The organism is Microbispora sp. CL1-1, from assembly GCF_012034195.1.
Classification (GTDB): Bacteria; Actinomycetota; Actinomycetes; order Streptosporangiales; family Streptosporangiaceae; genus Microbispora.
The window spans coordinates 24,076-47,079 of record NZ_JAATEK010000016.1; the positions used below are offsets into that span (position 1 = coordinate 24,076).

Below are 23,004 nucleotides of genomic sequence, written 5' to 3' on the forward strand. Positions count from 1 at the left end.
GACGGGAGGAGGTGGTCGCGTGACGATCGCGCAGGCGTACCCGAAGGGGCCGGAGCCGGCGCCGCCGGCATGGCTGAGCAGCGACGCCGGGCGGGAGGACGCGCCGGCCCGGCTGTTCTGCTTCGCCCACGCGGGCGGAGGGGCGGGTTTCTTCCGGCCGTGGCGGCCGCTGCTGCTGCCGCAGGTCGAGGTCTGCCCGGTCGTCCTGCCAGGCCGCGAATGGCGGCTGCGGGAGCGGCCGTACACGCGGATGGAGGAACTCGTCCCCGCCGTCGTGGACGGCCTGCTGCCCTATCTCGACCGGCCGTACGCGCTGATGGGCCACAGCATGGGCTCGGCGGTGGCCTACGAGGTGGCCCGGCGCCTGTCCGTGGGCCCGGCCGCCCCGCCCGCGGGGCTGGTCGTGTCCGGCCGCCGGGCCCCGCACCTGCCCAAACGCCGCGCCGACCTGCACGGCCTGCCGGACGAGGAGTTCGTCGCGGCGGTCGCCCGGTTGAACGGCATCCCCGACCAGGTGCTGCGGCAGCCCGACCTGCTGCGGCTGTTCGTGCCCGGCATGCGGGCCGACTTCACGCTGAACGAGACCTACCGGCCCCTCCCCGGGCCGCCGCTGTCCTGCCCGGTGTCCGGGCTCACGGGGGACGCCGACCCGGAGGTCACGCCCGAGGAGATGCTGGCCTGGCGGGAGGTGACCACCGGCCCCTTCACCCTCCGCGTCTTCGCGGGCGACCATTTCTATCTCAAGGGCGTGCGGCCCGACTTCATCGACGCCCTCAGGACCGACCTGCGGCGCCTGCTGTCCGTGATCTCATGAACGAGCCTGCCGAGCGCCGCGTCTCACCGCACGGGCGGCGTCTCACAGCACGGGCGTCTCATGGAACGGGCGGTGGGGCGGGGTGGACGACGACCGCGCAGGGCAGACCGGGCTCCCGCCGTACGGCGAGGGCGAGAAGGTGGCGCGGGCCGGGCCGCCACTGGGCGAAGCGCCATCGGGCCGGGTCGTCCCGCAGTTGCGGCCCGAACCGGGCCACGTTCCGCCCCTCCACCGCCAAAGGCGCCCCCGCTGGAACGGATGCCGCCCTCTCGACGTCGCACTGGTTCATCGGCAGCGTCATCCCGTATCCGCGTGCCTTGACGTACGCCTCCTTCAGCGTCCAGTAGCGGAAGAACAGGTCGGCCCGGGCGTCGAGGTCGTCGAGCGGGACGAGCCGGGCATACTCGGCGGGTGAGCAGACCCGGCGGCCCAGCCGCAGCGGGTCGGCCCGGCGGTGCACGCGCTCGACGTCCACCCCGCAGGCGGCGCCCAGCGTGACCACACAGGCCACCAGTCCCGCGGTGTGGGAGATGTTGAACCGGAGCGGCCGGTGGGGAGGCTGATCGGCGATCTCCGGCCTGCCGTGGGGCGTGGTCGTGAACCGCCACGCGCCCGCGGCGACGGCGGGCACGCACCAGGTCAGCGCGGCTCGGGCCAGGCCGTGCGCGGCCTCGAACGCCAGCCGGTCGGCCTCCGACCGGAAGCCCGCGGCCCGGTCCCGCTCCCGCGGCGACAGCACCGCGCGGTAGCCGCCGAGAAGCCCGTTCCGATCGAGCCCGTCCGGGTCCGCCATCCACACGTGCGCATCGCCCGCCGCGATCCGCGGCTCCGGCGAGTTCGTTCCGCCCGTGGACGCCGCCGCCCGTTCCGCCGCTCGTCCCCTCACCCGTCCCGTCACCGTCACCGCTCGGCCCGCCTCCGGTTCCGCCTCCGAGCCCGCTGTCCTGTCTCCGTGTCTCCCCGTTCCCCGCCCTGGGGGACGCGTCGCCGCAATCGTCCCCCGGAAGCGGGGACGCGGCCTGCTCAATGGTGAGCAGACGCCGCCTCCGGCCGCCGGTAGAACCGGATCGTCGCCCTCACCGCCGTTGGAGATGACCATGGATTATCGGGGCATTCGCGTCGAGGCGTCCCCCGACACGATGCGGGTGACCCTCGACCGGCCGGACCGGCGCAACGGTCTCGACGCCCGCACGATCGCCGAGATCCGGCACGCCCTGGACGAGGCCGAACGCCGGCCGGACTGCCGGATCGTCGTGCTCGCGGGCCGCCCGGGCGTGTTCTGCACGGGCATGGACCTCGCCGAGGCGGTGGACGCGCCCGAGGGCGACGGCGGCGTGGCGGACTTCCACGCCCTCCTGCGGAGGATCAGCACGACACCCCGGGTCGTGGTGGCGGAGGTCGACGGCCAGGCCGCCGGGGGCGGGGTCGGGCTGGCGGCGGCCTGCGATCTCGTGCTGGCCACGCCCCGCAGCACGTTCAGCCTGCCGGAGGCGCTGTGGGGGCTGCTGCCGTGCGCGGTCCTGCCGTTCCTGGTGCGGCGCACCGGCTTCCAGCCGGCGTACGCGATGACGCTGACCACGAGGCCCGTGCCCGCGGCGGAGGCGCACCGCGACCGGCTGGTCGACGAGGTGTGCGACGACCCGGCCGCCGCGCTCGGCCGCCTGGAGTTCCGGGTGACCAAGGTGGCTACCGAGGCGATCGGGGAGGCCAAACGATACTTCGGCCTGCTCTGGCCCGTGACCGAGGAGGCCGGCCGCGTCGCGGCCGCCGAGTTCGCCCGCCTGATGGCGGCTCCGGCCGTACGGGACCGGATCGCCGCCTTCACCCTGCATCAGCGGATGCCGTGGGAGACCGGCGCGGGGGGTGGGACACGCCCGCTCGCGGACGCGGACGGAAGGAGGGGCACATGAGCGTCGCCTGGATCTTCCCGGGACAGGGGGCGCAGCGCCAGGGCATGGGCGCCGGGCTGCTCGACCGCTATCCGGACATGGTCGCCCGGGCCGACGAGATCATCGGGGTCTCCCTGCGCCGTCTGTGCGCGGGAGACGAGGAGAGGCTCCAGCACGACACGCGCTATGTCCAGCCGGCGCTGTTCGCCGTGGCCGCGCTCGCCCATCGGGCGGCGCTGGAGGAGGGGCCCGCCCCCGCGTACCTCGCGGGGCACAGCCTCGGCGAGCTAGCCGCGCTACACGCCGCCGGATGCTTCGACTTCGAGACCGGCCTGCGGATCGTGCGGCGGCGCGGCGAGCTGATGGCCCGCGCCCGGGGCGGCGGCATGCTCGCCGTCGTCGGGATGCCGATCGAGCGGTTGCGCGAGGTGCTGGCCGAGGAGGGCGCGACCGACGTCGACCTCGCCAACCACAACTCGCCCGACCAGGTCGTGCTGTCGGGCCCGGAGGACTCGGTGCGCGCGCTCGCCGCCGTCCTGCGCGGGGCGGGGGCCGGCAAGTGCGTGTTGCTCAACGTGAGCATCGCCGCGCACTCGCGGTACATGGCGTTCCCCGCCGCGGCGTTCGCCGACTATCTGGGCACGGTGGACTTCGCCCCGCCGCGCGTGCCGGTCATCTCGAACGTGACCGCCCGCCCGCACCGGCCGGAGACCCTGCCCGACCTGCTCGCGCGGCAGGTGCGCAGCCCGGTGCGGTGGTGGGACACCATGGTTTACCTGGCCGAGCGGGGCGTGCGCGACGTCCGCGAGATCGGCCCCGGTCAGGTGCTCACCAAACTGTGGCGCAAGGCCGAAAAACACCTCATCCCGTCCGCGTCCGATTCCGCCGGGCCGGCCGGTGGCGTGTCCATCGGCCGTGCCCCCGGCGGGGAGCCGTACCGCGTCCGGACGGAGCGCCTCGGCGCGGCGACGTTCAGGAGGGACTACGGGACGCGCCTGGCATGCGCGGCGCTGGAGAACGCGAGCGCGGCGGGCTCGGCCGACGAGGTGACCAGGACGGCCCGGCGCGGCGTGCTCGCCTTCCTCGGCGTGGACGGGCTGCCCGCCGGCGACGTCGAGCGGGCCGTTCAGCGCCTGCGTCGCGACCTGGGTCCCGCCGCGCCGTACGGTGTCGCCCTGGACGGCCGCCGTGTGGCGGGCGGCGACGAGGTGGACCAGGGGCGCGTGGGCCTGTTCCTGCGTTATGGCGTGCGCTTCCTGCACGTGACCCTCGGACACCTGACCCAGGCGCCACCCGAGCTGGTGCGCTTCCGCTTCGCCGGGGCCTACCGTGACGCCGCCGGTCTGCCCGTCGCGCCCAACCGGCTCGTCGTGCGGGTGGCGGCGCCCGACCTGGTGGAACGGTTGATGCGGCCCCCGGCGGAGCCGCTCCTGGCCGAGCTGTCGGCCCGGGGGGCGCTCACGCCCGCCGAGGTGGAGGTGGCCCGGGGTCTGCCCGTGAGTGAGGACGTCTGCCTCGACTGCTCGTCCGATGGCCCGGGGCTGGAGGTCCGGCTGCCCGAGGCGCTGCGCCGCCGCGACGAGGCGGTGGCCGCCTGCGGACACCACATCCGGGTCGGGGTGGTGTGCGCGACGCCCGAGGCGGTCGCCGCCGCGTTCGTGCTCGGCGCCGACTTCGTGGTCGCGGCCCCCGGTGGCGCGGACGGCCGCGCATCGGCTCGTTCGCCGTTCCTCGCCGTGGGCGGCCAGGCGGAGGCGGCGCACGTGGGCACAGCGCACGTGGGGACAGCGCACGTGCAGGCGGCGCGGCTCATGGAGGCCGCGGCCGACCTGCTCGGCCGGCGCCTGACGACATTGGTGCTTCCCGGCGCCCGGCCGGTTCCGGCCGGCACGTGACCACATCCGTAGACCGACCGTCGACGCATCTGTGAGGCGAGATGAACCGGACAGAGCCCGAACGGCTCGTGGACCCCTGGGCCACCGGCCGGGGAGCCTCCTGGGCCGCGGACCCGGAGCATGGCCGGGCGGCGCGGCCCGAACCCCGCACGCACGTCGTGGTGCTGTCGGCCGCGAGCGAGGAACACCTCAGCCGCTACGCCCGGCGGCTGCGGGACCATCTGGTCGCGGCGCGCGCCGCCGGCATGGCCCCCTCGCCGGCGGACGTGGCGTTCACCCTGCAGACGGGCCGGGTGGCGATGTCCCATCGGCTGGCGGTGCGCTGCGCCGACCTGGAGACCCTGACCGAGGCCCTGGACGCCATGGCGGCCGGTCGCGACCACCCCGCCCTGAGAACGGCGGTGGCCCCGCCGCCGGGCGCCCCCGGCAGGTCCGCGGCTCTGGCGGCGGGTGCTCCCGGGACGTGCACGGCTCCGGCGGGCCGCGATCCTGCGGGGGCGTCAGGCGCCGGGACGGCGACCGCGAAGGCGGGCCAGGCCACGCCGGGGGCCGACGAGGGAGTGCTCTCCGAGACGGAGGCCGCGTCGGCGTGGCTGGCCGGGCACGACGTTGCGTGGGAGGACTGCTGGCCGGTGCCGGGCGCTCGCGTCCCGCTGCCCACATATCCCTTCGACGGACCCTTCTCCGACCGGTCGCGGGCGGAGACCGCCCAGGCCGTCGCCGGGGACGGGCCCGCCTCCGCTCCCTCCGGTGCTACCTCCGGCGGTGTGGCCCCTCCCGTCAGCGGGGCCGATTCCTGGGGCCGGGCGGATTACCGGGGCGGGGCCGACCCCGGCAGCGCCCCGGCGGACGACCCCCTCCTGCGCGCCCAGGTGGAGGACTACCTCAAGGCGCGGTATGCCGAGGTCTCCGGCATCGCCGTGGACCAGCTGCACGCCTATGTGCCGCTGGAGCACTACGGGCTCACGTCGTACATCGTGGCCCGGCTGAACGACGCGCTGGCGCGTGACCTGGGCGAGGTCTCCCCGACGCTCTTCTTCGAGCACCGCGACCTCGCCGGGGTGGCGGGAGCGCTCCTCGGCCTCGAAGGCCCCTGGCTCGCGGACGAGGCGGCCCGTACGGCGTCCGCCCCTGGGAGGGGACACGAGAACGCCCAAGGCGACACCGGGCCGGCCGAGCCGGACACGGCGGACTGGGCGGCAGAGGACCGAGCGGCAGAGGACCGGGTGTGGCGGCTCCGGGAGGCGCAGGGCGGGGATGCGCGGAAGCGGGATGCCGGGGATGCGCGGGACCGACAGGGAGCGCTCGTGGCGCGCGACGACCGGCGCGAGGAGGGCGAGCGCGACGAGGACGACCGGGCGATCGCCATCGTCGGCATCGCCGGACGGTATCCGCACGCCCCCGACCTCGACCGGTTCTGGGAGAACCTGGTCTCCGGGCGTGACTGCGTCGGACCGCTGCCGGCCGCGCGGCGTCGCCCCGGCTGGCCCGCCGACATCATGTGGGGCGGTTTCCTGGACGAGGTCGACATGTTCGACCCGCTGCTGTTCAACATCACACCCAGGGACGCCGCCCTCATGGACCCGCAGGAGCGGCTGTTCCTCGAAGTGACCTGGGAGGCACTGGAGGACGCCGGTTACCCCCGGCGGCGGCTGCGCGAGCGGCACGGCTCCCGGGTGGCGGTGTACGCGGGCTCGATGTACAACGAGTACCCCTTCTTCGGCGTCGAGCAGACCCTGCGCGGCAACCCCCAGGACTCGGGGTCGGCCATCGGCGGGATCGCCAACCGGGTCTCGTTCCACTTCGACCTGCGCGGGCCCAGCATGACCGTCGACACGATGTGCTCGTCCTCGCTGGTCGCCGTCCACCTGGCCGTGCAGGCGCTGCGCCGGGGCGAGGCCGAGATGGCGATCGCGGGCGCGGTCAACCTGTCCCTGCACCCGAACAAGTTCATCCAGCAGCGCCGCATGAAGCTGACCGCCTCCGACCTGCGCTGCCGCAGCTTCGGGCGGGGCGGTGACGGGTTCGTTCCGTCGGAGGGCGTCGGCGTCGTCGTGTTGAAGCCGCTGCGCCACGCGCTGGAGGACGGCGACCGCGTGCACGCGGTGATCCGCGGCAGCTCCGTCGTCCACATGGGCAGGACCAACGGCTGGATCGTGCCCAACCCCGCGGCGCAGGGCGAGATGGTGCGCGACGCGCTGCGGGACGCGGGAGTCGACCCGGCGACCATCGGTTATCTGGAGGCGCACGGAGCCGGAACGGCGCTGGGCGATCCCATCGAGATCGACGGGCTCATGCGGGCCTTCGGCGACGCCGGCCTTCCCCCCGGCGCCGTCGCGATCGGCTCGGTCAAGTCGTCGATCGGTCATGTGGAGGCCGCCGCGGGCATCGCCGGCCTGACGAAGGTCGTGCTCCAGATGCGGCATCGCACATTCGCGCCGTCCCTGCACGCCGAGGAGCTCAATCCGAAGATCGCCTGGGACCGCGTGCCGTTCCGGGTGCAGCGTGAGACAGCGCCCTGGCCGAAGTGTGAGGACGGGTACGGCCGTCCGTTGCCGCGCCGGGCCGGCGTCAGCTCCTTCGGCGCCGGAGGGACGATCGCCCATGTCGTCCTGGAGGAGTACGCGGACATGCCCCAGCGGCCCCGCTTCGCGAACGGGCGGCCGGCCGGACGCCCGCAGGCGCTGGTGCTGTCGGGGCAGGACCCGGACGCCCTGCGGCGGCTGGCGGGTCGCATGGCGGCCTGGCTCCGCGGCGCGGGCGACCGCCACGATCTGGCCGACGTCGCCTACACGCTGCAGGCCGGCCGAGAGCCGCTGCGCGAACGGCTCGCCCTGGTCACGGCGGACCTCCGGGAGGCGGCCGGTCTCCTGGCGCGCGTCGCCGCCGGGGAGGAACCGCCGGGCGTGCTGCGGGGCCGCACCCCCGGCCCGGGGCAGGAGCCGGGACCCGTGCTCCCGCGCGTCCCGGCCCCCGACGCCGGGCACGCTCCGCTCGCGGGGCCGCACTCCGCCTCCTATGCCGCCTCCGATGCCGCGTACGGTCCGGCGTACGCCCCCGGCGAGGACGAGCTGCGGGAGATCGCCGCCCACTGGGTGGGCGGCGGCCGGGTGGACTGGCCGCGCCTGCACGAGCTCCGCGTCCGGCACTCCGGCACCTCCCAGCCCGAGCAGGCCGGACGGGACGCCGGGCGCTTCTCACCGCGCGTCATCGCCCTGCCGTCGTATCCCTTCGCCCGGATGCGCTGCTGGCTGCCCGAGCGGCCGTTCGAGCCCGACGCCGTGACGCCGGTCGCCGCCTCCACCGACGTCCGTCAGACGCCGGGCACGCCGTACGGGCGGGAGACGGGCGAGGGGCCTCGCACGGGCCGGGAGATCCCGCTCTACCGGAAGGAGTGGGTGCCCGCCGGCGCCGCACCCCTCCCCGCGTCCGGCGAGGGGCCGCTGCTGTGCGTCTTCGATGACAGGACCGAGAACGTGGCGCGCGAGCTGGCCCGCGCCGCGGGCCTGGGACGGGTGCTGCTGGTCCGCGAAGGCGCCGCCCGCGCTCACCGCGACTCCGGCCACAACGGAACGGGCACTGTTCCCGGCGACGTCGGCGTGCTCTCCTACGACGACGAGGCGGGCGCGGTCGAGGCCGTCGGCGTGCTGCTGGCCCGGCATCCCGACCTGTCCGGATGGGTGGACCTGTGCGACCTCGACGCCCCGGCGGGGCCGGGACGGTGGCAGGCCAGACTGGCCATGTTGCAGCAACTCGTGTCCTACCGGCACGCCGCCGGTCTACGGGTCGTCCACGTCACCCGGGGGCTGCTCGGCGCGCCAGGCGCTCCCGCCACGCTCGCCGGGGCCCGCATGGCCGGATTCGTCCGCGTGCTCGGCGTGGAGTACGGCAAGGTCCGGGCGACGGTGCTCGACACTGACGTGCCCGCCGCACAGGCGGCCGAGGTCGCCCGGCAGGTGCTGGAGGAGTGGGGCGATCCCGGCCGGTACGGCGAGGTCTGCCACCGCGCGGGACGGCGTCACGAGCCCCGGCTCGTGCCGGTCGAGGCGCCGCACGTGCCGTTGCGGCTCGCGGCGGACGCGCCGTACGTGCTGAGCGGGGCGACCCGGGGCATCGGCGCCCGGATGGCTCGCCACCTGGTCGAACGCGGCGCCCGCCGGATCGCGCTGGTGGGCGCGCGCTCCCTGCCGCCGAGGGAGCGGTGGGACGACCCGTCGCTGACCGAGCCCGCGGCCGCCGCAGTCGCGACGGTGCGCGAGCTGGAGCGCCTCGGCGCCGAGGTCCGGGCGCACACCGGGAAGCTGTCCGACCGGGACGGGCTCGCCGCGTTCCTGCGATCGGTCCGCGGTGCGTGGGGCCCGGTGGCGGGCGTCGTCCACTGCGCGGGGCGGGTCGGCCGGGGCACCCCGGTCTTCGCGCACAAGGGCGCGGTCGAGATGCGGGCCGTGCTGGAACCGAAGGCCGACGGCCTGGAGGCGCTGGCCGAGGTCTGCGAGGCCGACCGGCCCGCGTTCTTCCTCACGTTCTCCTCGGTGTGCGCGGCGGTGCCCCGGCTCGCCGCCGGAGTGGCGGACTACGCCGCCGCCAACGCCTTCATGGACTTCTTCGTGAGCAGCAAGGCCCGTCAGGGCCAGGGTGCGTTCCGCTCGGTCAACTGGCCCATGTGGCACGAGAGCGGGTCGGGACGCGGCGGTCCCAACGTCTGCGAGCCGGTGGGGCTCGGCAGTCTCGGCGACGCGGAGGGGCTGCGCGTGCTGGAGCGCGTGCTGGCCCTGCCCGCCGACGCCCTGCCGGGCGGCGCCTCGGTGCTGCCGTGTCCGCCGTTGCGCGACGTCGCGCCCGATCCCGGCGCCCTGCTGCTGACCGGTACGGCTTCCGCCGCTCCCTGGGACGTCCGGGAGGGGGGCTCCGCCCTCACCGGCGACGTCCCCAGCGGCGCGGGCGCCGGCCTCATCGGCGCGGCCGCCGCCCCGCCCGTGCCGTCCGTGCCGAGCGTGGCGCGGCAGCCGGTGAGCGCGGACGCGACCGGCGGCCGCCCACCCGCGTGGCTGGTGGAGCTCTTCGCGCGCAACGTGGGGCTCCCGGCCGGGGACCTCGATCCCACCGTCGACTTCGCCGAGCTGGGCGTCGAGTCGGTGATGCTGGGCGAGCTGCTCCAGCAGATCGAGGAGCACCTGGGCCGCAGGCTGGAGCCGTCCGTCCTGCTGGACCACTCCACGCTGGAACGCCTCGCCGCCTACCTCGCCCGGTTCGCCCCGGAACCCGGTCCCGATGCGGACTCGGAATCCGGCTCTGGTGCGGTCCCGGAACCCGGCGCGCTTGGGGAACCCGGCCTCGCCTCGCCTCAGGAACCCGTTCCGGGCGCGCTTGCGGAACCCGGCTCCGGCTCGATGCCGGCCGCCGGTCCCGTGACCGTGATGGAACGGGCCGTGCCGTCCGCCGACGCGGGGAGGGACGACGCGACGGCCGGCAAGATCGCGGTGATCGGCATGGCCTGCCGCTTCCCCGGCGCGCCCGACGTGGAGACCTACTGGGCCAACCTGCTGTCGGGACGCTGCTCGGTGGCCGAGGTGCCGGTGTCCCGGTGGGACCATCGGCGGCTGTACAGCCCGGTTCCCGCGCTGGGCAGGTCGCTGAGCAGATGGGGCGGCTTCCTCGACGGGATCGAGGACTTCGACGCGGCCTACTTCGGCATGGGCGACGAGGAGGCGACCTGCCTCGACCCCGGCATCCGGCTGTTCCTGGAGGCCACCGCGACCTGCCTGGCCGACGCCGGCTACACCGGGGCCGAGCTGTGGGGGCGGGACGTCGGCGTGTTCGTCGGCGGACGGATCTCCTCCTACGGCAGGCGGGCCGGGCTGCGCCCCGCGGTGCTGCAGTCGGACCAGAACTTCATCGCGGCCCACGTCGCCCACCACTTCGACTTCCGCGGGCCCAATCTGGTCGTCGACAGCGCCTGCTCGTCCTCGCTGGTCAGCGTGCAGCTCGCGTGCCGAGCCCTGCTCGCCGGCGACGCCGAGGTCGCCGTGGCCGGCGGTGTCGAGGTGCTGCTCGACGAGCAACCCTACCTGGAGTTCAGCGCCGCCCGCGCCATCTCTCCGTCGGGCCGCTGCGCCACCTTCGACGAGCGGGCCGACGGCTTCGTGCCGGGCGAGGGGTGCGGGGCGGTGCTGCTCAAGCCGCTGGCCGCCGCGCTCGCGGACGGTGACCGCGTCCACGCGGTCATCGAGGCCGTGGCCGTGAACAACGACGGCCACACGATGGGTATCACCACGCCGAACCCGGCGGCCCAGGCCGACGTCATCAGGAAGGCGCTGGCGGCGGCGAACCGGCGGGCCGACGAGATCGGCATGGTCGAGGCGCACGGCACCGGGACCCTCATCGGCGACCCGATCGAGCTGCGCGCGCTGACCGACGTGTACCGCGAGACCAGCGACCGGACCGGCTGGTGCGCGATCGGCAGCGTCAAGTCGAACGTCGGCCACCTGCTGAGCGCGGCGGGTGCGGCCGGGCTCATCAAGGTGGTGCTCGCCGTCGAGCACGGCCAGATCCCGCCCACGCTGTTCTGCGAGACCCCCAACCCGCGCTTCGACTTCGACGCCTCGCCGTTCTTCCCGAACACCCGGCTGCGCACCTGGGCGCCGGGGGAGCGGATGCGGGTGGCAGGACTCAGCTCGTTCGGGCTCGGCGGCACCAACGCCCATCTGGTCGCCGCCCAGCTCGACCCGCGGTTGCGCGAGGGGGCTCCGGCGCCCCGCGAGCCGCTGCCCGCGCCGGTGTTCCGGCGCAAGCGGCTGTGGCTCGGCCGGGAGGCCGATCCCACGGTGACGGCGACAGGTCGAACCACCGGGACTGCGGGCAGTGAGGACACCAGTCAGAATGAGGACGGGCTCGTCGCGTCGCTGCTCGAGCTCTCCTTCACCGAGTAGGACCGAGGTCCGCACGGCGGCCTGTCCCGAGAGGTCCTCGCGAGTGAGCGGAGGGCCGGCCCGGGGCGGCGGGCGCAGTCCGCGGACCACGTTCCCTATCAGACGGGAGGAATCGATGAGCACCACAGCCAGCGGCGCACCCCCCGCCGGGCAGGCGCCCCCCGCCCTGTCCGCCGCGCATGTCCGGCTGGCGGTGGCCGGCGTGATGGCCGGCATGCTGCTGTCCGCGCTCGACCAGACCGTGGTGAGCACCGCGCTGCCCCGGATCGTGAGCGACCTGGGCGGCATGGACATGCTCTCGTGGGTGGTCACCGCCTACCTCGTCACATCGATGGTGGTGACCCCGCTGTGGGGCAAGATCTCCGACCTGTACGGCAGGCGGTCGACGTTCATGGCCGCGATCGGGTTGTTCCTGCTCGCCTCGGCGCTGTGCGGCCTGGCGCAGGACGTCGGGCAGCTCATCGCGTTCCGGGCCTTGCAGGGCCTGGGCGGAGGCGGGCTGTTCGCGCTGGCGCTGACCGTCATCGGCGACGTCGTGCCGCCCCGCGAGCGGGGCCGCTACCAGGGGTACTTCGCCGGGGTCTTCGCCCTGGCCAGCCTCGGCGGGCCGCTGCTCGGCGGCTGGCTGGCCGACGGGCCGGGGTGGCGCTGGATCTTCTGGGTGAACGTACCGGTCGGCCTCGTCTCGCTGGCGGTCGTCGCGGCCGTCCTCCGGCTGCCGGTGACCCGCAGGGAACACCACGTCGACTACCTCGGCGCCGCGCTGATCGTCGCCGGTGTCACGGCGCTGCTGCTCTACCTCGACTGGGCCGGTGAGGAGTACGGCTGGGCCGCCCCTGGGTCGCTCGCCCTGCCGGCCGTCTTCGCCGTCGCCGCGGTGCTGTTCGTCGTGGTCGAGCGGCGTGCGGCCGAGCCCGTGATCCCGCTGCGGCTGTTCGGCAACCCGGTCTTCCGAGTGGCGAACGTGTTCGGGTTCCTCGCCGGCGCCGCGATGTTCAGCGGCATCGTGTTCCTGCCGGTATATCTGCAGGTCGTGTCCGGCATGTCGCCCACGACGGCCGGCCTGGCGATGCTGCCGGCGATGTTCGGAATCATCATCGCCACCGCCGTCTCCGGCAACCTCATCACCCGTACCGGCCGCTACAAGATCTTCCCCATGCTCGGTTCCGTGCTGCTGGTGCTGGCGATGTTGCCGCTGTCGCGCCTCGCCGTGGACACGGCGTACTGGTGGGTGGCCGTGCTCTCGTTCGTGTTCGGCGCGGGCACCGGCCTGACCATGCAGCCCGTCCTGACCGCCGTGCAGAACGCCGTCGAGATGCGCGACCTGGGGGCGGCCACCGGCGCGGCCAACTTCTTCCAGCGGATGGGCGCGGCCGTCGGCACGGCGGTGCTCGGCGCGGTCTTCAGCTCCGGCCTGGCCCGCCATCTCGCCGACGAGGCGGGTGGCGTGCGCGTCGCGGCCGACGACGTGCAGGCCATCCAGCGGCTGGCCGAGCCCCTGAAGGGACACGTGCTCGCCGCGTTCGCGCAGGCTCTGGACGACGTCTTCCTCGTCGCCGTGCCCGTGGTCGCGCTCGCGCTGGTCGTGTCGCTCTTCCTCCGCGAGGTGCCGCCCCGGCAGATGCCCCAGCCGGCCGACGGCACCCAGCAGGCGGCGGGCGACAAGCAGCCCGAGCGGCCGGAGCGGCCCCAGGGGCACGAGCAGCCCCGCGGGGGGACGACGCCGAACGGCGACGGCCGGGAACAGGCAGGCGCCGAGCAGGGCGGCCGTGCGAACAGCCCGCGCTGAGCCGCTGCCTTCCCGGCGAGGCCGCCTTCCGGCCGAGCCATCGCCTTCGGATGACCCGTCGCATCTCAGGGGGCCCGATCGACGATCGGGCCCCCTTTCCTTGCGCAACATTGCGCAGACACGCTCTGACCGGCCAAGTAGCGTCTGCCGCAGTTCCCCATCGTCTCCTCCGAACGCGGCGCACGCGCTCGGCGGGCAGATCCGTCAGGCGCGCGCCGATCTTCGAGAAGGGATCGCGCAATGTCAGACACGGCGGTGTCCACCCTCGACGCGGGCCGGATCAGGCCGGCCCAGCACCAGACCTCCGTCCCCGCCGACAAGGTGCTGCACTCGGGCAACTCGGGCTTCATCATCGCCCGCAACGCCCAGCTCAAGTACAGCCACCGGGCCGAGGGCCGCCAGTTCTTCTCCGAGGTCGTCCGTCACATGAACGACTCCGACCTCAACGGGGCCTCCTTCTTCTGCTACGAGGAGGCGTTCGGCACGCAGGACCGCCTCCACTGGCTCATCCACTGGAAGTCGCCCAACGACTACGGCATCAGCCTGGAGATGGTCGACCACGACGAGACCATGATCGACCTTCTCGAGTCCGACCGGGTCAAGGACGACGACGGCGTCGGCGCGTGGGGCCGCCTGATCGTCGAGGGCACGATGCAGGAGAAGATCCTGGTGCCCCAGCACGGCGCCCACCACGAGAACGAGGAGGACGTCCCGAGCGACCTGTGGGTCGACCCGGCCTGGAAGCAGAGCTCCCAGCCGCTGTCGGAGCAGCTCAACTCGGCCAACGCCGAGCTCGTCCTGCACCGGGTCGGCCAGGCCAAGCACGAGTTCCGCAAGGAGGCTCGCTACTTCGCCTTCGCCTGGCAGAACCACGTCAACAAGGTCCTGCCCGGCCGGGTCACGTCGTACCTGTACGAGGAGACCTTCGGCGTGATGGACCAGCTGCACTGGCTGATCCACCTGCGGTCGTTCGAGGACTACCTGACGCTGATGCACCTCGACGACCACGACCCCGACTTCCGCCGGATCCTGGAGAAGGACTTCATCGCGCCCCACCGCGGCGGCGGCACCTGGGCCAGGGCCTTCGTGGACGGCACGCTGCACGACACGCTTCTGGTGCCCTACCAGCTTCCCCGATGACGGCTCCCCGGTGACAGCGGACCAGTCCGGGCTCCGGACGGGCGCGCCGCGCCCGCCGGCACCCGGCGGAGGAGGAAAAGGCTGATCATGCGCGCGTGGCTCTTCCCGGGCCAGGGGTCGCAGCGCAAGGGCATGGGGGAGGGGCTCTTCGACCTCTTCCCCGGCCTGTGCGCCGAGGTCGACGCGATCCTGGGCTACTCGATCCGCGACCTGTGCCTGAAGGACCCCGACGGACGGCTCCGGCAGACGCAGTACGCCCAGCCGGCGCTGTTCGTCGTCAACGCGCTGACCCACCTGGCCCGGCTGCGGGAGGAGCCGGAACCCGACTTCTACGCCGGGCACAGCCTGGGGGAGTTCGACGCGCTGTTCGCCGCCGGCTGCTTCGACCTGGCCACCGGCGTACGGCTGGTCCGGCGCAGGGGCGAGCTGATGGGCCGGGCCGACGGCGGGGTCATGACGGCCGTGCTCGGCCTGCCCGCCGCGACCGTGGCGGCGCTGCTGGAGGAGGCAGGCGTCGCGGACGTCGACGTCGCCAACCACAACTCCGCCGACCAGGTGGTCCTGTCCGGAGCCCCGGAGGGCATGGCCCGGGCCGTCGAGGCCGTCGAACGGGCGGGCGGCGCCCGCTGCGTGCCGCTCAACGTCAGCGCCGCCTTCCACTCGCGGCACATGCGACCGGCGGCCGAGGAGTTTGCGGCGTTCCTACGCGAGGTGGAGTTCGCGCCTCCTCGGGTGCCGGTCGTGGCCAACGTCACCGCCCGGCCGTACCCGCGGGACGGGGTGGCGGACCTGCTTGCCCGGCAGATCGCCAGTCCGGTCCGCTGGTGGGACAGCATGAGCTACCTGTTCCACCGGGGCGTCCGCGAGATCGCCGAGGTCGGCCCGGGCACGGTGCTCACGGGCCTGTGGCGGTCGGCCTGCCGCACCCCGGCCACCGTGACTCCGGTCCCTCAGGCCCCGGCTCCCGTGACGCCGGCCGCCCCCATGACGCCGGCTCATGCGAACCCGGCTCCTACGGCCTCGGCCGCCGAGGCGGACGCGCGGCTCGCGTCGGCGGCCGAGAAGCTGGGCTCCGCCCGGTTCCGTCGCGAGTACGGGCTGCGCTACGCCTACCTCGCCGGCTCGATGTACAAGGGGATCTCCTCCGCCGACCTGGTCGTACGCATGGGCCGCTCGGGTCTGATGGGCTTCTTCGGTGCTGGGGGGCTGTCCCTGGAGCGCACCGAGCAGGCGCTGCTCGACATCCGGCGCCGGCTCGGCTCCGAAGTTCCGTTCGGCATGAACCTCCTCAACGACCTCGACGACCCCGCAAGGGAGGAGCGCACGGTCACCCTGTATCTCAAGCACGACGTGCGCTTCGTCGAGGCCGCGGCGTACCTCGGAGTCACGGCCCCGTTGGTGCGCTTCCGCTTCAGCGGCGCCCACCGGGACGCCCAGGGCAGGCCGGTCGCCGTACGGCGGGTGCTGGCGAAGGTGTCACGCCCGGAGGTGGCCACCGCGTTCATGAGCCCGCCGCCGCAGGCGCTGCTCGACCGGCTGGTGCGGGAGGGCGGGCTCACCCCCGCGGAGGCCGAGGTGGCGCGGGAGCTGCCGGTCGGCGGCGAGGTCTGCGTCGAGGCGGACTCCGGCGGGCACACCGACGCGGGTGTGGCGCTCACGCTGGTCCCCGCCATGCGCCGGCTGCGTGACGAGCTCACGGACCGGTACGGCTATCGCACCCCGATCCTGCTCGGCGCCTCGGGCGGCCTCGGCGCGCCGGAGGCGGTGGCCGCCGCCTTCGTCCTCGGGGCCGACTTCGTGCTGACGGGGTCGGTGAACCAGTGCTCGCCCGAGGCCGGCACCTCCGAGGCCGTCAAGGACCTGCTGGCCGGGCTCGACGTGCAGGACACGGCGTATGCGCCCTCGGGCGACATGTTCGAGCTGGGGGCGCGGGTGCAGGTCGTGCGGAAGGGGACGCTGTTCGCCGCCCGCGCGACCAAGCTGCACCAGCTCTACCAGCGCCACCGGTCGCTGGAGGAGATCGACCCGGCCACGCTGGCGAGCATCGAGCGCACCTTCTTCCGCCGTTCCGTCGAGGAGGTGTGGCGGGAGACCCGCGACCACTACCTGTCCGGCGGGCGGCCCCACGTGGTCGAGAAGGCCGAGCGTGACCCGCGCCACCGGATGGTGCTGGTCTTCAAGTGGTATTTCGCCCACTCCAACCGGCTCGCCCTCGCCGGAGACCCGGCCGAGCGCGCCAACTACCAGATCCACTGCGGCCCGGCGATGGGCGCGTTCAACCGGTTCGTCCGCGGCAGCGAGCTGGAGGACTGGCGCGACCGGCACGTCGACGTCATCGCCGAGCGGCTCATGACCGGCGCCGCCCGATGCCTCGACGGCCGCATCCCCGCAGATCCCACGTCCATGAAGGAGTAGACGGTGTCGAACAGCACCACACAGACGACCGTGCCGCCGGCGCTGCACCAGACCTCGCAGTCCCCGGACCGCGTCCTGCACTCGGGGAACGCGGGCGTGATCGTCGAGAGGGTGGCGCAGATCCGCGGTGGGCGGGGTGGCGCCGCCAGGAAAGCAGCCCGCGAGATCGCCGAGCACATCAACGCCAAGCACGCGGGGACGGCCACGGCCTTCGTCTACGAGGAGACCTTCGGCGTCAGGAACCGGCTTCACTGGCTGCTGCACTTCACGTCGTACGCCGACTACGGCACACTGCTGGCGATGGGCGGCCCGGGCGGCGACATCCGCGGTGGCGTCTTCGGCGCGCACGAGGCCGACGTCTGGGACGAGCTGTTCGAGGCGGGCAGCGTGCGCGAGACCGTCATGCTCCCGCACCGGTGGGGCATCTTCGGCACCGCCACCGAGGCGATGGCCGCAGACTCCGCGATGAGCCCCATCGTCCCCGGGGAGGGCGGCCTGCCCCGGTTCGACGTACGGCCGGCGCAGGAGCAGACCGCGATGCCGGCGGACAAGACGCTCAACTCGGCCACAGCGGGCGTCGTCATGCGCCGTACGGTCGACTTCGACTACCGCTACCGCGCCGAGGCGCGCGTGTTCGCGCGGACCGTGGCCGAGAACATGAACCTCAACATGGACGGCCTGGCCACGGTCTTCCTGTACGAGGAGGCGTTCGGCCGGATGGACCGCGCGCACTTCCTCATCCACATGCGCTCGCTGGACGTGATGTACCTGCTGATGGGCCTCGACGCGCGCACCGACCCCGACGCCCCGCGCGCCTCGTTCATCCAGGACTGGATCTCGATGGACAAGGGCGGCGGCGCCTGGGACAAGATCATTGTCCAGGGCACCACGCGGGACGTCCTGCTCACCCCGCAGCACTGGGGCTGAGGCGGAACCGGAAGGGGCCACGGCGTCGCCGCCGTGGCCCCTTCCGGTTCCGGGAGAACGAGGTTCAGCCCGTGTACGTGGTGATGCAGAACGGGTGTCCCGCGGGGTCGAGGAGCACCCGCCACTTGTCGCCGCCCGGCTGGAAGTCGGGCTTGGTCGCGCCCAGCTCGAGCAGCTGCTGCTCCGCCTTGTCCAGGTCGGGCACGCTGAAGTCGAGGTGGAACTGCTTGGCCGAGTCGGGCCAGCTGGGCCGTGGGTGGTCCGGCACCCGCTGGAAGCTCAGGCGCACGCCTCCGTCGCTCCCGGCGAGGTAGGTGAAGTTCTCGCTGCTGAACACCACCTCCCAGCCCGTGACCTGGCGATAGAAGTCCGCCAGCGCGGCGGGATCCTGGCAGTCGAGCGAAACCGCGGCGAGAGTGCCGATGGCTGACATGGTGAAGCTCCCTTCGTTCTGGCCTGCTACGCCTCCGGACGAGCCGGACGGGCCCGTTCCGGAGGCGCAGACGGACATATGCTGCGCGGTGGCGTCGCATGACGGCGATTTCACCGGCCGTCAGACGGCGCCGCGATTTCCGATGGTACGCAGCCGATCAGTCGAGCTCGTACTCGAAGGTGAATTCCGCGTGACCGTCCGGACCCACGTTGCCGCTCGTGTAGCGGGCCTCGCCGCGCAGCCCCTTGAGGTCGCCGGTGCCGGAACCCGGCACCACGGTCAGGGTGGCCTCGGCTGTGCCCGGCCGGACGACGCCGTCGAGCCGGAAGACGAAGCTGCCCTGGCGGCCGTCGAGGCTGCCGGTCACCCGTTCAAGGCCCTGGAACGGGCTGGTGCCGTCCGCCTCGGTGAGGACCAGGCACTCCAGTGCGCCGGTGGCCACCAGGTCGCCGGTGTAGTGGTTGACGACGGTGCCCCGCGACAGGACTGGGCCGCTGTCCTGCACGGCGTACGGCTGCGGCTGCCACGGCTCCCATTTCATCGTCCCGGTGGCGGTCTTTCCCATCGGAAACCTCCCGCGTCTCGAATTTCGCTGAATTTCTCGGGTGCGGAACGACGGCACTGTTCTGCGGAACGAAACAATGCTGTTCCGTAGGATCATGCCTGATGGAAGAGGGTTCGTCTGCTCAGGATTGAGCATTTTCGGCGCGTTATAAAAGCGGCTTCCGGCCTTTATTGAGAATGGCTTCACGTGCTAATTTAAATGATATGAGCGACGAACTGCAGCCTATGCCCGACGATTGGAGCACGGCACTAGCGGTAGTGGCCCATCCGGACGACATCGAGTTCGGCGCCGCCGGAGCCGTCGCGAGCTGGACCGCCGCCGGGAAGTCCGTGAGCTACCTGCTGCTCACCCGCGGCGAGGCCGGGATCGACGGGATGCCGCCCGAGGAGGCGGCCGCCGTACGGGAGGCCGAGCAGCGCGAGAGCGCGTCGATCGTGGGCGTGGAACAGGTGACCTTCCTCGACCACGCCGACGGCGTCATCGAGTACGGCCTGCCGCTGCGCCGGCGGATCGCCGAGGAGATCAGGCGGCACCGGCCCGAGCTGGTCATCGGCTTCAACCACCACGAGCGGTTCCTCAGCGGCCGGTGGAACCCGCCGGACCACCGCAACACCGGGCGGGCCCTGCTCGACGCCGTGGGCGACGCGGGCAACCGCTGGATCTTCCGCGACCTCGGCCTGGAGCCCTGGGAGGGCGTGCGGCACGTGGCCATCGCCAACTCGCCGCATCCGACCCACGCCGTGGACGTCACCGACTCCATCGACAAGGCCGTGGCCTCCCTGGAGGCGCACCGCGCCTACCTGGCGGGCCTGCGGCCGCCGGTCAGGGACGTGCGCGGCCCGCTGACCGCGATGGCCCGCCAGACGGGCGAGCGGTTCGGCGGCCGGCTCGCGATCGCCTTCGAGCTCATCCCTCGCTGAGCCCGGCGGCGTCCGCCCTCCCGCCCCGGCCCGCGGCTGAGTCCGCCCGGGCCGGGGCCGCTTCCTCACGGCCGGGCTGGAGCCGCGGCCGGTTCGTCACCGGCCGGGCAGGGACCGCGGCTGTTGCTTGGGCCGCGGCCCGGGAGGCGGCCGCGAAAGCCGAAAGGGCACTGGAAGTCGAAAGGGCCGCCCGGAACGGCGTGTGGAGTCCCGCTCCCGCGCAGCTCCGGCTTATGCGGCTTGTCTCGGCGGCCTCAGCCGTGCTTCTCCAAGACCGTGCACATCGAGCGCCAGGTCTGCACCCGCGGCCGCTCGGGGTCGGGGAGCGCACGCAGGCCGGTGACGACCGGGACGACCACGTCCCGCCAGACGTCGCCGGGCACGTGCCACAGGTACGGCGGCACCCGCCGCTCGATGCTCTCGGCCATTTCCGCGGGCGAGGTGGCCTTCTCGTACTCGGCGGCGAAGTGCTGCTCCACCGGCCGCAGGCCCACCGCCTCACCGGCGGACACGAGCCCCTCCGGGGTGTCCGGCCGCGGCGGCTGCAGTGGCGCCAGCCGGTCGAGGGCCTCCACCAGTTCGTCCGGGTCGGCGACGGGGCTGCCGTGCACGGCGGCGAGCCGCCCTCCGGGTCGCAGCACGCGGGCCGCCTCGGCCACGGCGGCGGCCATGTCCCCGACCAGGTGCAGGACGTGGACGAACACGACGTTCGCCACCGCACCCCGGGGCAGGGGGAGCGCCCTGGCGTCCGCCCGCGCCACCCGGCCGGCGAGCCGCTCGTGTGCGCGGCGCAGCATCGGCGCGGAGATGTCCACCCCGATCACGGGATGTCCCAGCTCGCGCAGTCCTGCCGCGACCACGCCGGTGCCGACGCCGACCTCCAGGGTCGTGCCGGCCACCAGGTGCGGGGCCAGGCACGCCGCCGACTGGCGGCCCCGCTCGAGGCCGCCGCGCATCTCGTCGTAGCTGTCGGCGACGCGGTCGAACGACATCGCCTGCGTCATGGGGCGTTCCTCCTCGGTCTCGAACCACTTCCAACCGCGTCGAACCGTCTCGAACCGGTCGCCGGGCTCGCCGGCGCCCTGCGTACGGTCACCGGTCCACCTCACCCGCCAGGCCGGCTGTCGCGTCAGCGCAGGTCATCGCCGCGGGATCGGCCACGAACTCCTCGATCAACCCGGCCAGCACGTCGGCGCGGTCGTACAGGCACTGGTGCGTCGCGCCGCGGAGCTCGACGAAGCGTCCCGAGGGGAAACGCGCCGCCGCGGCGCGCAGCCGCGGCGTGGAGACGATCCGGTCGTGCTCGGCGCCGACGGCCAGGACCGGGACGCGGACCTGCCCGGCCTCGGCCGACACGTCGTCGCCCCAGAAGGCGAGCATCTGAAAGGCGTAGGGCACCAGGGCCTGGGCCGAAAGGAACGGCGCACGGACCTCCTCCCGCAACGCGTCGCTGGTCAGGGCGAGCACCTCATCGGGGCGGGAGGCGGGTGGGTCCTCGCCCCCGAACAGGCGCAGCAACCGCCCCGCCTGTTCCGGCCGTCGCACGAGTGTCCGGCACAGGTAGTCGAGGTTCCGCTCGTACGGGGTGTCGAGACCGTCGTGGCCCCCCTCGGCCCGGAACGAGCCGTTGAGGAACACCATCGAGGCGACCACGTCGGGGCGGCGCACCGCGAACCGGACGGCCTGCTTGGGCCCGGTGCACCAGCCCACGAGGTGGCAGCGCTCGACGCTCTCGTTCTTGAGCACGGCCTCCAGGTCGTCGGCGTGCTCGTTGAGACCGGGCACGGACGCAGGGCCGTCGTCCTCGGGCCCGCGAGGGTCCACGACCAGGACGCGCCGCCGGGCCGACAGCCGGTCGATCAGGGGGTGCCAGAAGGCCGGGCTCTGGCCCAGGGCGTTGAGCAGGACGACCGGCTCGGCTCCGAGTCCCCCTCCGGCCGGAGTTCCTCCGGGTCCCGGCACGGCGGGGGGCACCGCCAGGTGGTAGGTCAGCGGCCGTCCGGCGACGTCGATGGTGGTGCGCACGAGCCGTTCGGGCACCCTCTCCTGACGGTCGCGGGCCGCCTCTTCGGCCGCCTCCTGGGCTCGGCGCACCCGGCGCAGCAGCGCCCGCTGAGCGGGCGGCGCCCACTCGCGCGGTCCCGTCGTCGTCTCCCGGTAGCCGGTCCAGGGCGACGGCTCGGCCAGGAACCCGGTGAGCCGGTCGTGTAGCAGCCGGTCGATCGGATCCAGCTCGGCGGGGTCCTGGACCGGCAGCAGCCGCACCCCGTAGACGTCGCCGATCCGCTGGAGCAGGCCGTCCACGGGCACGACGCCGGAGGCGGCCAGGCGGAACCGGCCGCCCGCCGTCGCCGGATCGTCCACCAGCTCGACCAGCACGCGCGTGACCTCGTCCATCGGCGTCAGCCGTACGACGGACTCCGGGGGGACCAGGCACCGCAGGGGCCGGGTGCCGAAGTAGTCCGGCGCACGGGCGGTGACCTCGTCGACGACAGAGCGCAGGGCGGCCAGGAACCGGTGCAGCCCGGCGGGCACGGGCTCGCCCGGCCGGACGCCCGGCGGCACGACCCCGGCCGTCGCGACCGCGTCGGGGCCGGACTCCGTGCCTGCGGGCGACAGCGCGCCGACGGGGGAGACCGTGCGCACCAGCCGGTGGCCGATCCCGTGCTCCGCGCAGGCGGTGGCGACCTCCTCCTCCACCGTGGTGTGCACACAGGCGACGATGGCGTCCACCGGCCTGGCGGACGTGCCGAGGGGACGGCACAGCTCGTCGGCGGTCACGTGGACGATCCCGGCCGCGCCGAGCACGGGCAGGCGAGCGACGACGCTCCGGGCCAGCGCCGCGTCCGCACGGGCGTCGCGGCCGGGAACCGGCCCGGCGTCCCCCGTGAGGAGCCAGACGACGTCGGCCCGCACATCCTCGGGCAGGTCGCCGGTCGGCCCGGCGTCCACGACCAGCAGCCGCGGATCGCGCGGCCGGTCGTCCGCGGAAGCCGCGCCGCCCGTGGCGGCGGGCGGCCGTCCGGGAGGAGTGACGATCGTCACCCGGCCGGCGCCGCGGGCCAGGAGACGGTCGGCGAGCCGGGCGGCGAGGAGGGCGGACGAACCGCCGAGCAGCACGTCACGAGCCATGCTTTCGATCGTCGCCAGACCGGCCCGCGGCCGTCTGCTCAACTTTGAGCGGCATCGGCCCGGCGCGCCTGCCTAGCATCCGGCGGTACGCGGCGGGCCTGCGCCCCCCAGGCGCCCGGACCGCGTGCGGGCCGCCACACCGCACGCTCGCATGGC

14 protein-coding genes are annotated in these 23,004 nt (G+C 73.9%); 9 read left to right on the forward strand and 5 right to left on the reverse strand.

Features of this window, described 5'->3' with window-relative positions:
- Positions 1-19 precede the first annotated feature (19 nt).
- Entirely contained in the window at positions 20-814 is a 795-nt protein-coding gene (locus HCK04_RS19875) for an alpha/beta fold hydrolase (RefSeq protein WP_205830473.1), read from the forward strand.
- Positions 815-872: 58 nt separating this feature from the next.
- On the opposite strand, the gene HCK04_RS19880 is transcribed toward HCK04_RS19875, so the two are convergent.
- Positions 873-1,700 (reverse strand): 4'-phosphopantetheinyl transferase superfamily protein, encoded by an 828-nt coding sequence (locus HCK04_RS19880; protein ID WP_168066083.1) that lies wholly within the window; start codon positions 1,698-1,700, stop codon positions 873-875.
- A 211-nt stretch (positions 1,701-1,911) separates the two neighbouring features.
- Here HCK04_RS19880 and HCK04_RS19885 point away from each other — a divergent pair, with 211 nt between their 5' ends.
- The 7 genes from HCK04_RS19885 (at position 1,912) to HCK04_RS19915 (ending at position 17,798) form a co-directional block, all read left to right on the forward strand.
- The gene (locus HCK04_RS19885) at positions 1,912-2,724 is read left to right on the forward strand and encodes an enoyl-CoA hydratase-related protein (protein ID WP_142648880.1); all 813 of its coding nucleotides are present in this window, start codon (positions 1,912-1,914) and stop codon (positions 2,722-2,724) included.
- Complete coding sequence (fabD, locus tag HCK04_RS19890; RefSeq protein WP_142648881.1) at positions 2,721-4,598, forward strand: ACP S-malonyltransferase; 1,878 nt, start codon at positions 2,721-2,723, stop codon at positions 4,596-4,598. Before HCK04_RS19885 ends, fabD (HCK04_RS19890) begins: the two co-directional genes overlap by 4 nt.
- Before the next feature lie 41 nt (positions 4,599-4,639).
- Positions 4,640-11,527 carry a beta-ketoacyl synthase N-terminal-like domain-containing protein gene (locus HCK04_RS41280; protein ID WP_205830474.1) on the forward strand — a complete coding sequence of 2,296 codons (6,888 nt, stop codon included), beginning with the start codon at positions 4,640-4,642 and terminating at the stop codon, positions 11,525-11,527.
- A gap of 115 nt (positions 11,528-11,642) precedes the next feature.
- Positions 11,643-13,316 (forward strand): MDR family MFS transporter, encoded by a 1,674-nt coding sequence (locus HCK04_RS19900; RefSeq protein ID WP_142648882.1) that lies wholly within the window; start codon positions 11,643-11,645, stop codon positions 13,314-13,316.
- Between the two features lie 240 nt (positions 13,317-13,556).
- Entirely contained in the window at positions 13,557-14,456 is a 900-nt protein-coding gene (locus HCK04_RS19905) for a DUF6039 family protein (RefSeq protein ID WP_142648883.1), read from the forward strand.
- A gap of 87 nt (positions 14,457-14,543) precedes the next feature.
- A complete protein-coding gene (gene fabD, locus HCK04_RS19910; protein WP_142648884.1) occupies positions 14,544-16,871 on the forward strand; it encodes an ACP S-malonyltransferase in 2,328 nt (775 codons plus the stop codon).
- A gap of 3 nt (positions 16,872-16,874) precedes the next feature.
- A complete protein-coding gene (locus HCK04_RS19915; protein ID WP_142648885.1) occupies positions 16,875-17,798 on the forward strand; it encodes a DUF6039 family protein in 924 nt (307 codons plus the stop codon).
- A gap of 64 nt (positions 17,799-17,862) precedes the next feature.
- On the opposite strand, the gene HCK04_RS19920 is transcribed toward HCK04_RS19915, so the two are convergent.
- Positions 17,863-18,231, reverse strand: a complete 369-nt coding sequence (locus tag HCK04_RS19920; RefSeq protein WP_142648886.1) for a VOC family protein — start codon at positions 18,229-18,231, stop codon at positions 17,863-17,865.
- A 157-nt stretch (positions 18,232-18,388) separates the two neighbouring features.
- Positions 18,389-18,796, reverse strand: coding sequence for a DUF3224 domain-containing protein (locus HCK04_RS19925; protein ID WP_168066085.1), 408 nt, complete (start codon positions 18,794-18,796; stop codon positions 18,389-18,391).
- 203 nt (positions 18,797-18,999) lie between these two features.
- On the opposite strand from HCK04_RS19925, the gene HCK04_RS19930 reads away from it, so the two are divergent.
- The gene (locus HCK04_RS19930; RefSeq protein WP_142648888.1) at positions 19,000-19,716 is read left to right on the forward strand and encodes a PIG-L deacetylase family protein; all 717 of its coding nucleotides are present in this window, start codon (positions 19,000-19,002) and stop codon (positions 19,714-19,716) included.
- Positions 19,717-19,970: 254 nt separating this feature from the next.
- Here HCK04_RS19930 and HCK04_RS19935 read toward each other — a convergent pair whose 3' ends face one another.
- The gene (locus tag HCK04_RS19935; RefSeq protein ID WP_142648889.1) at positions 19,971-20,720 is read right to left on the reverse strand and encodes a class I SAM-dependent methyltransferase; all 750 of its coding nucleotides are present in this window, start codon (positions 20,718-20,720) and stop codon (positions 19,971-19,973) included.
- 88 nt (positions 20,721-20,808) lie between these two features.
- Positions 20,809-22,848 carry an alpha/beta hydrolase gene (locus HCK04_RS19940; protein WP_142648890.1) on the reverse strand — a complete coding sequence of 680 codons (2,040 nt, stop codon included), beginning with the start codon at positions 22,846-22,848 and terminating at the stop codon, positions 20,809-20,811.
- Positions 22,849-23,004: the final 156 nt, after the last annotated feature.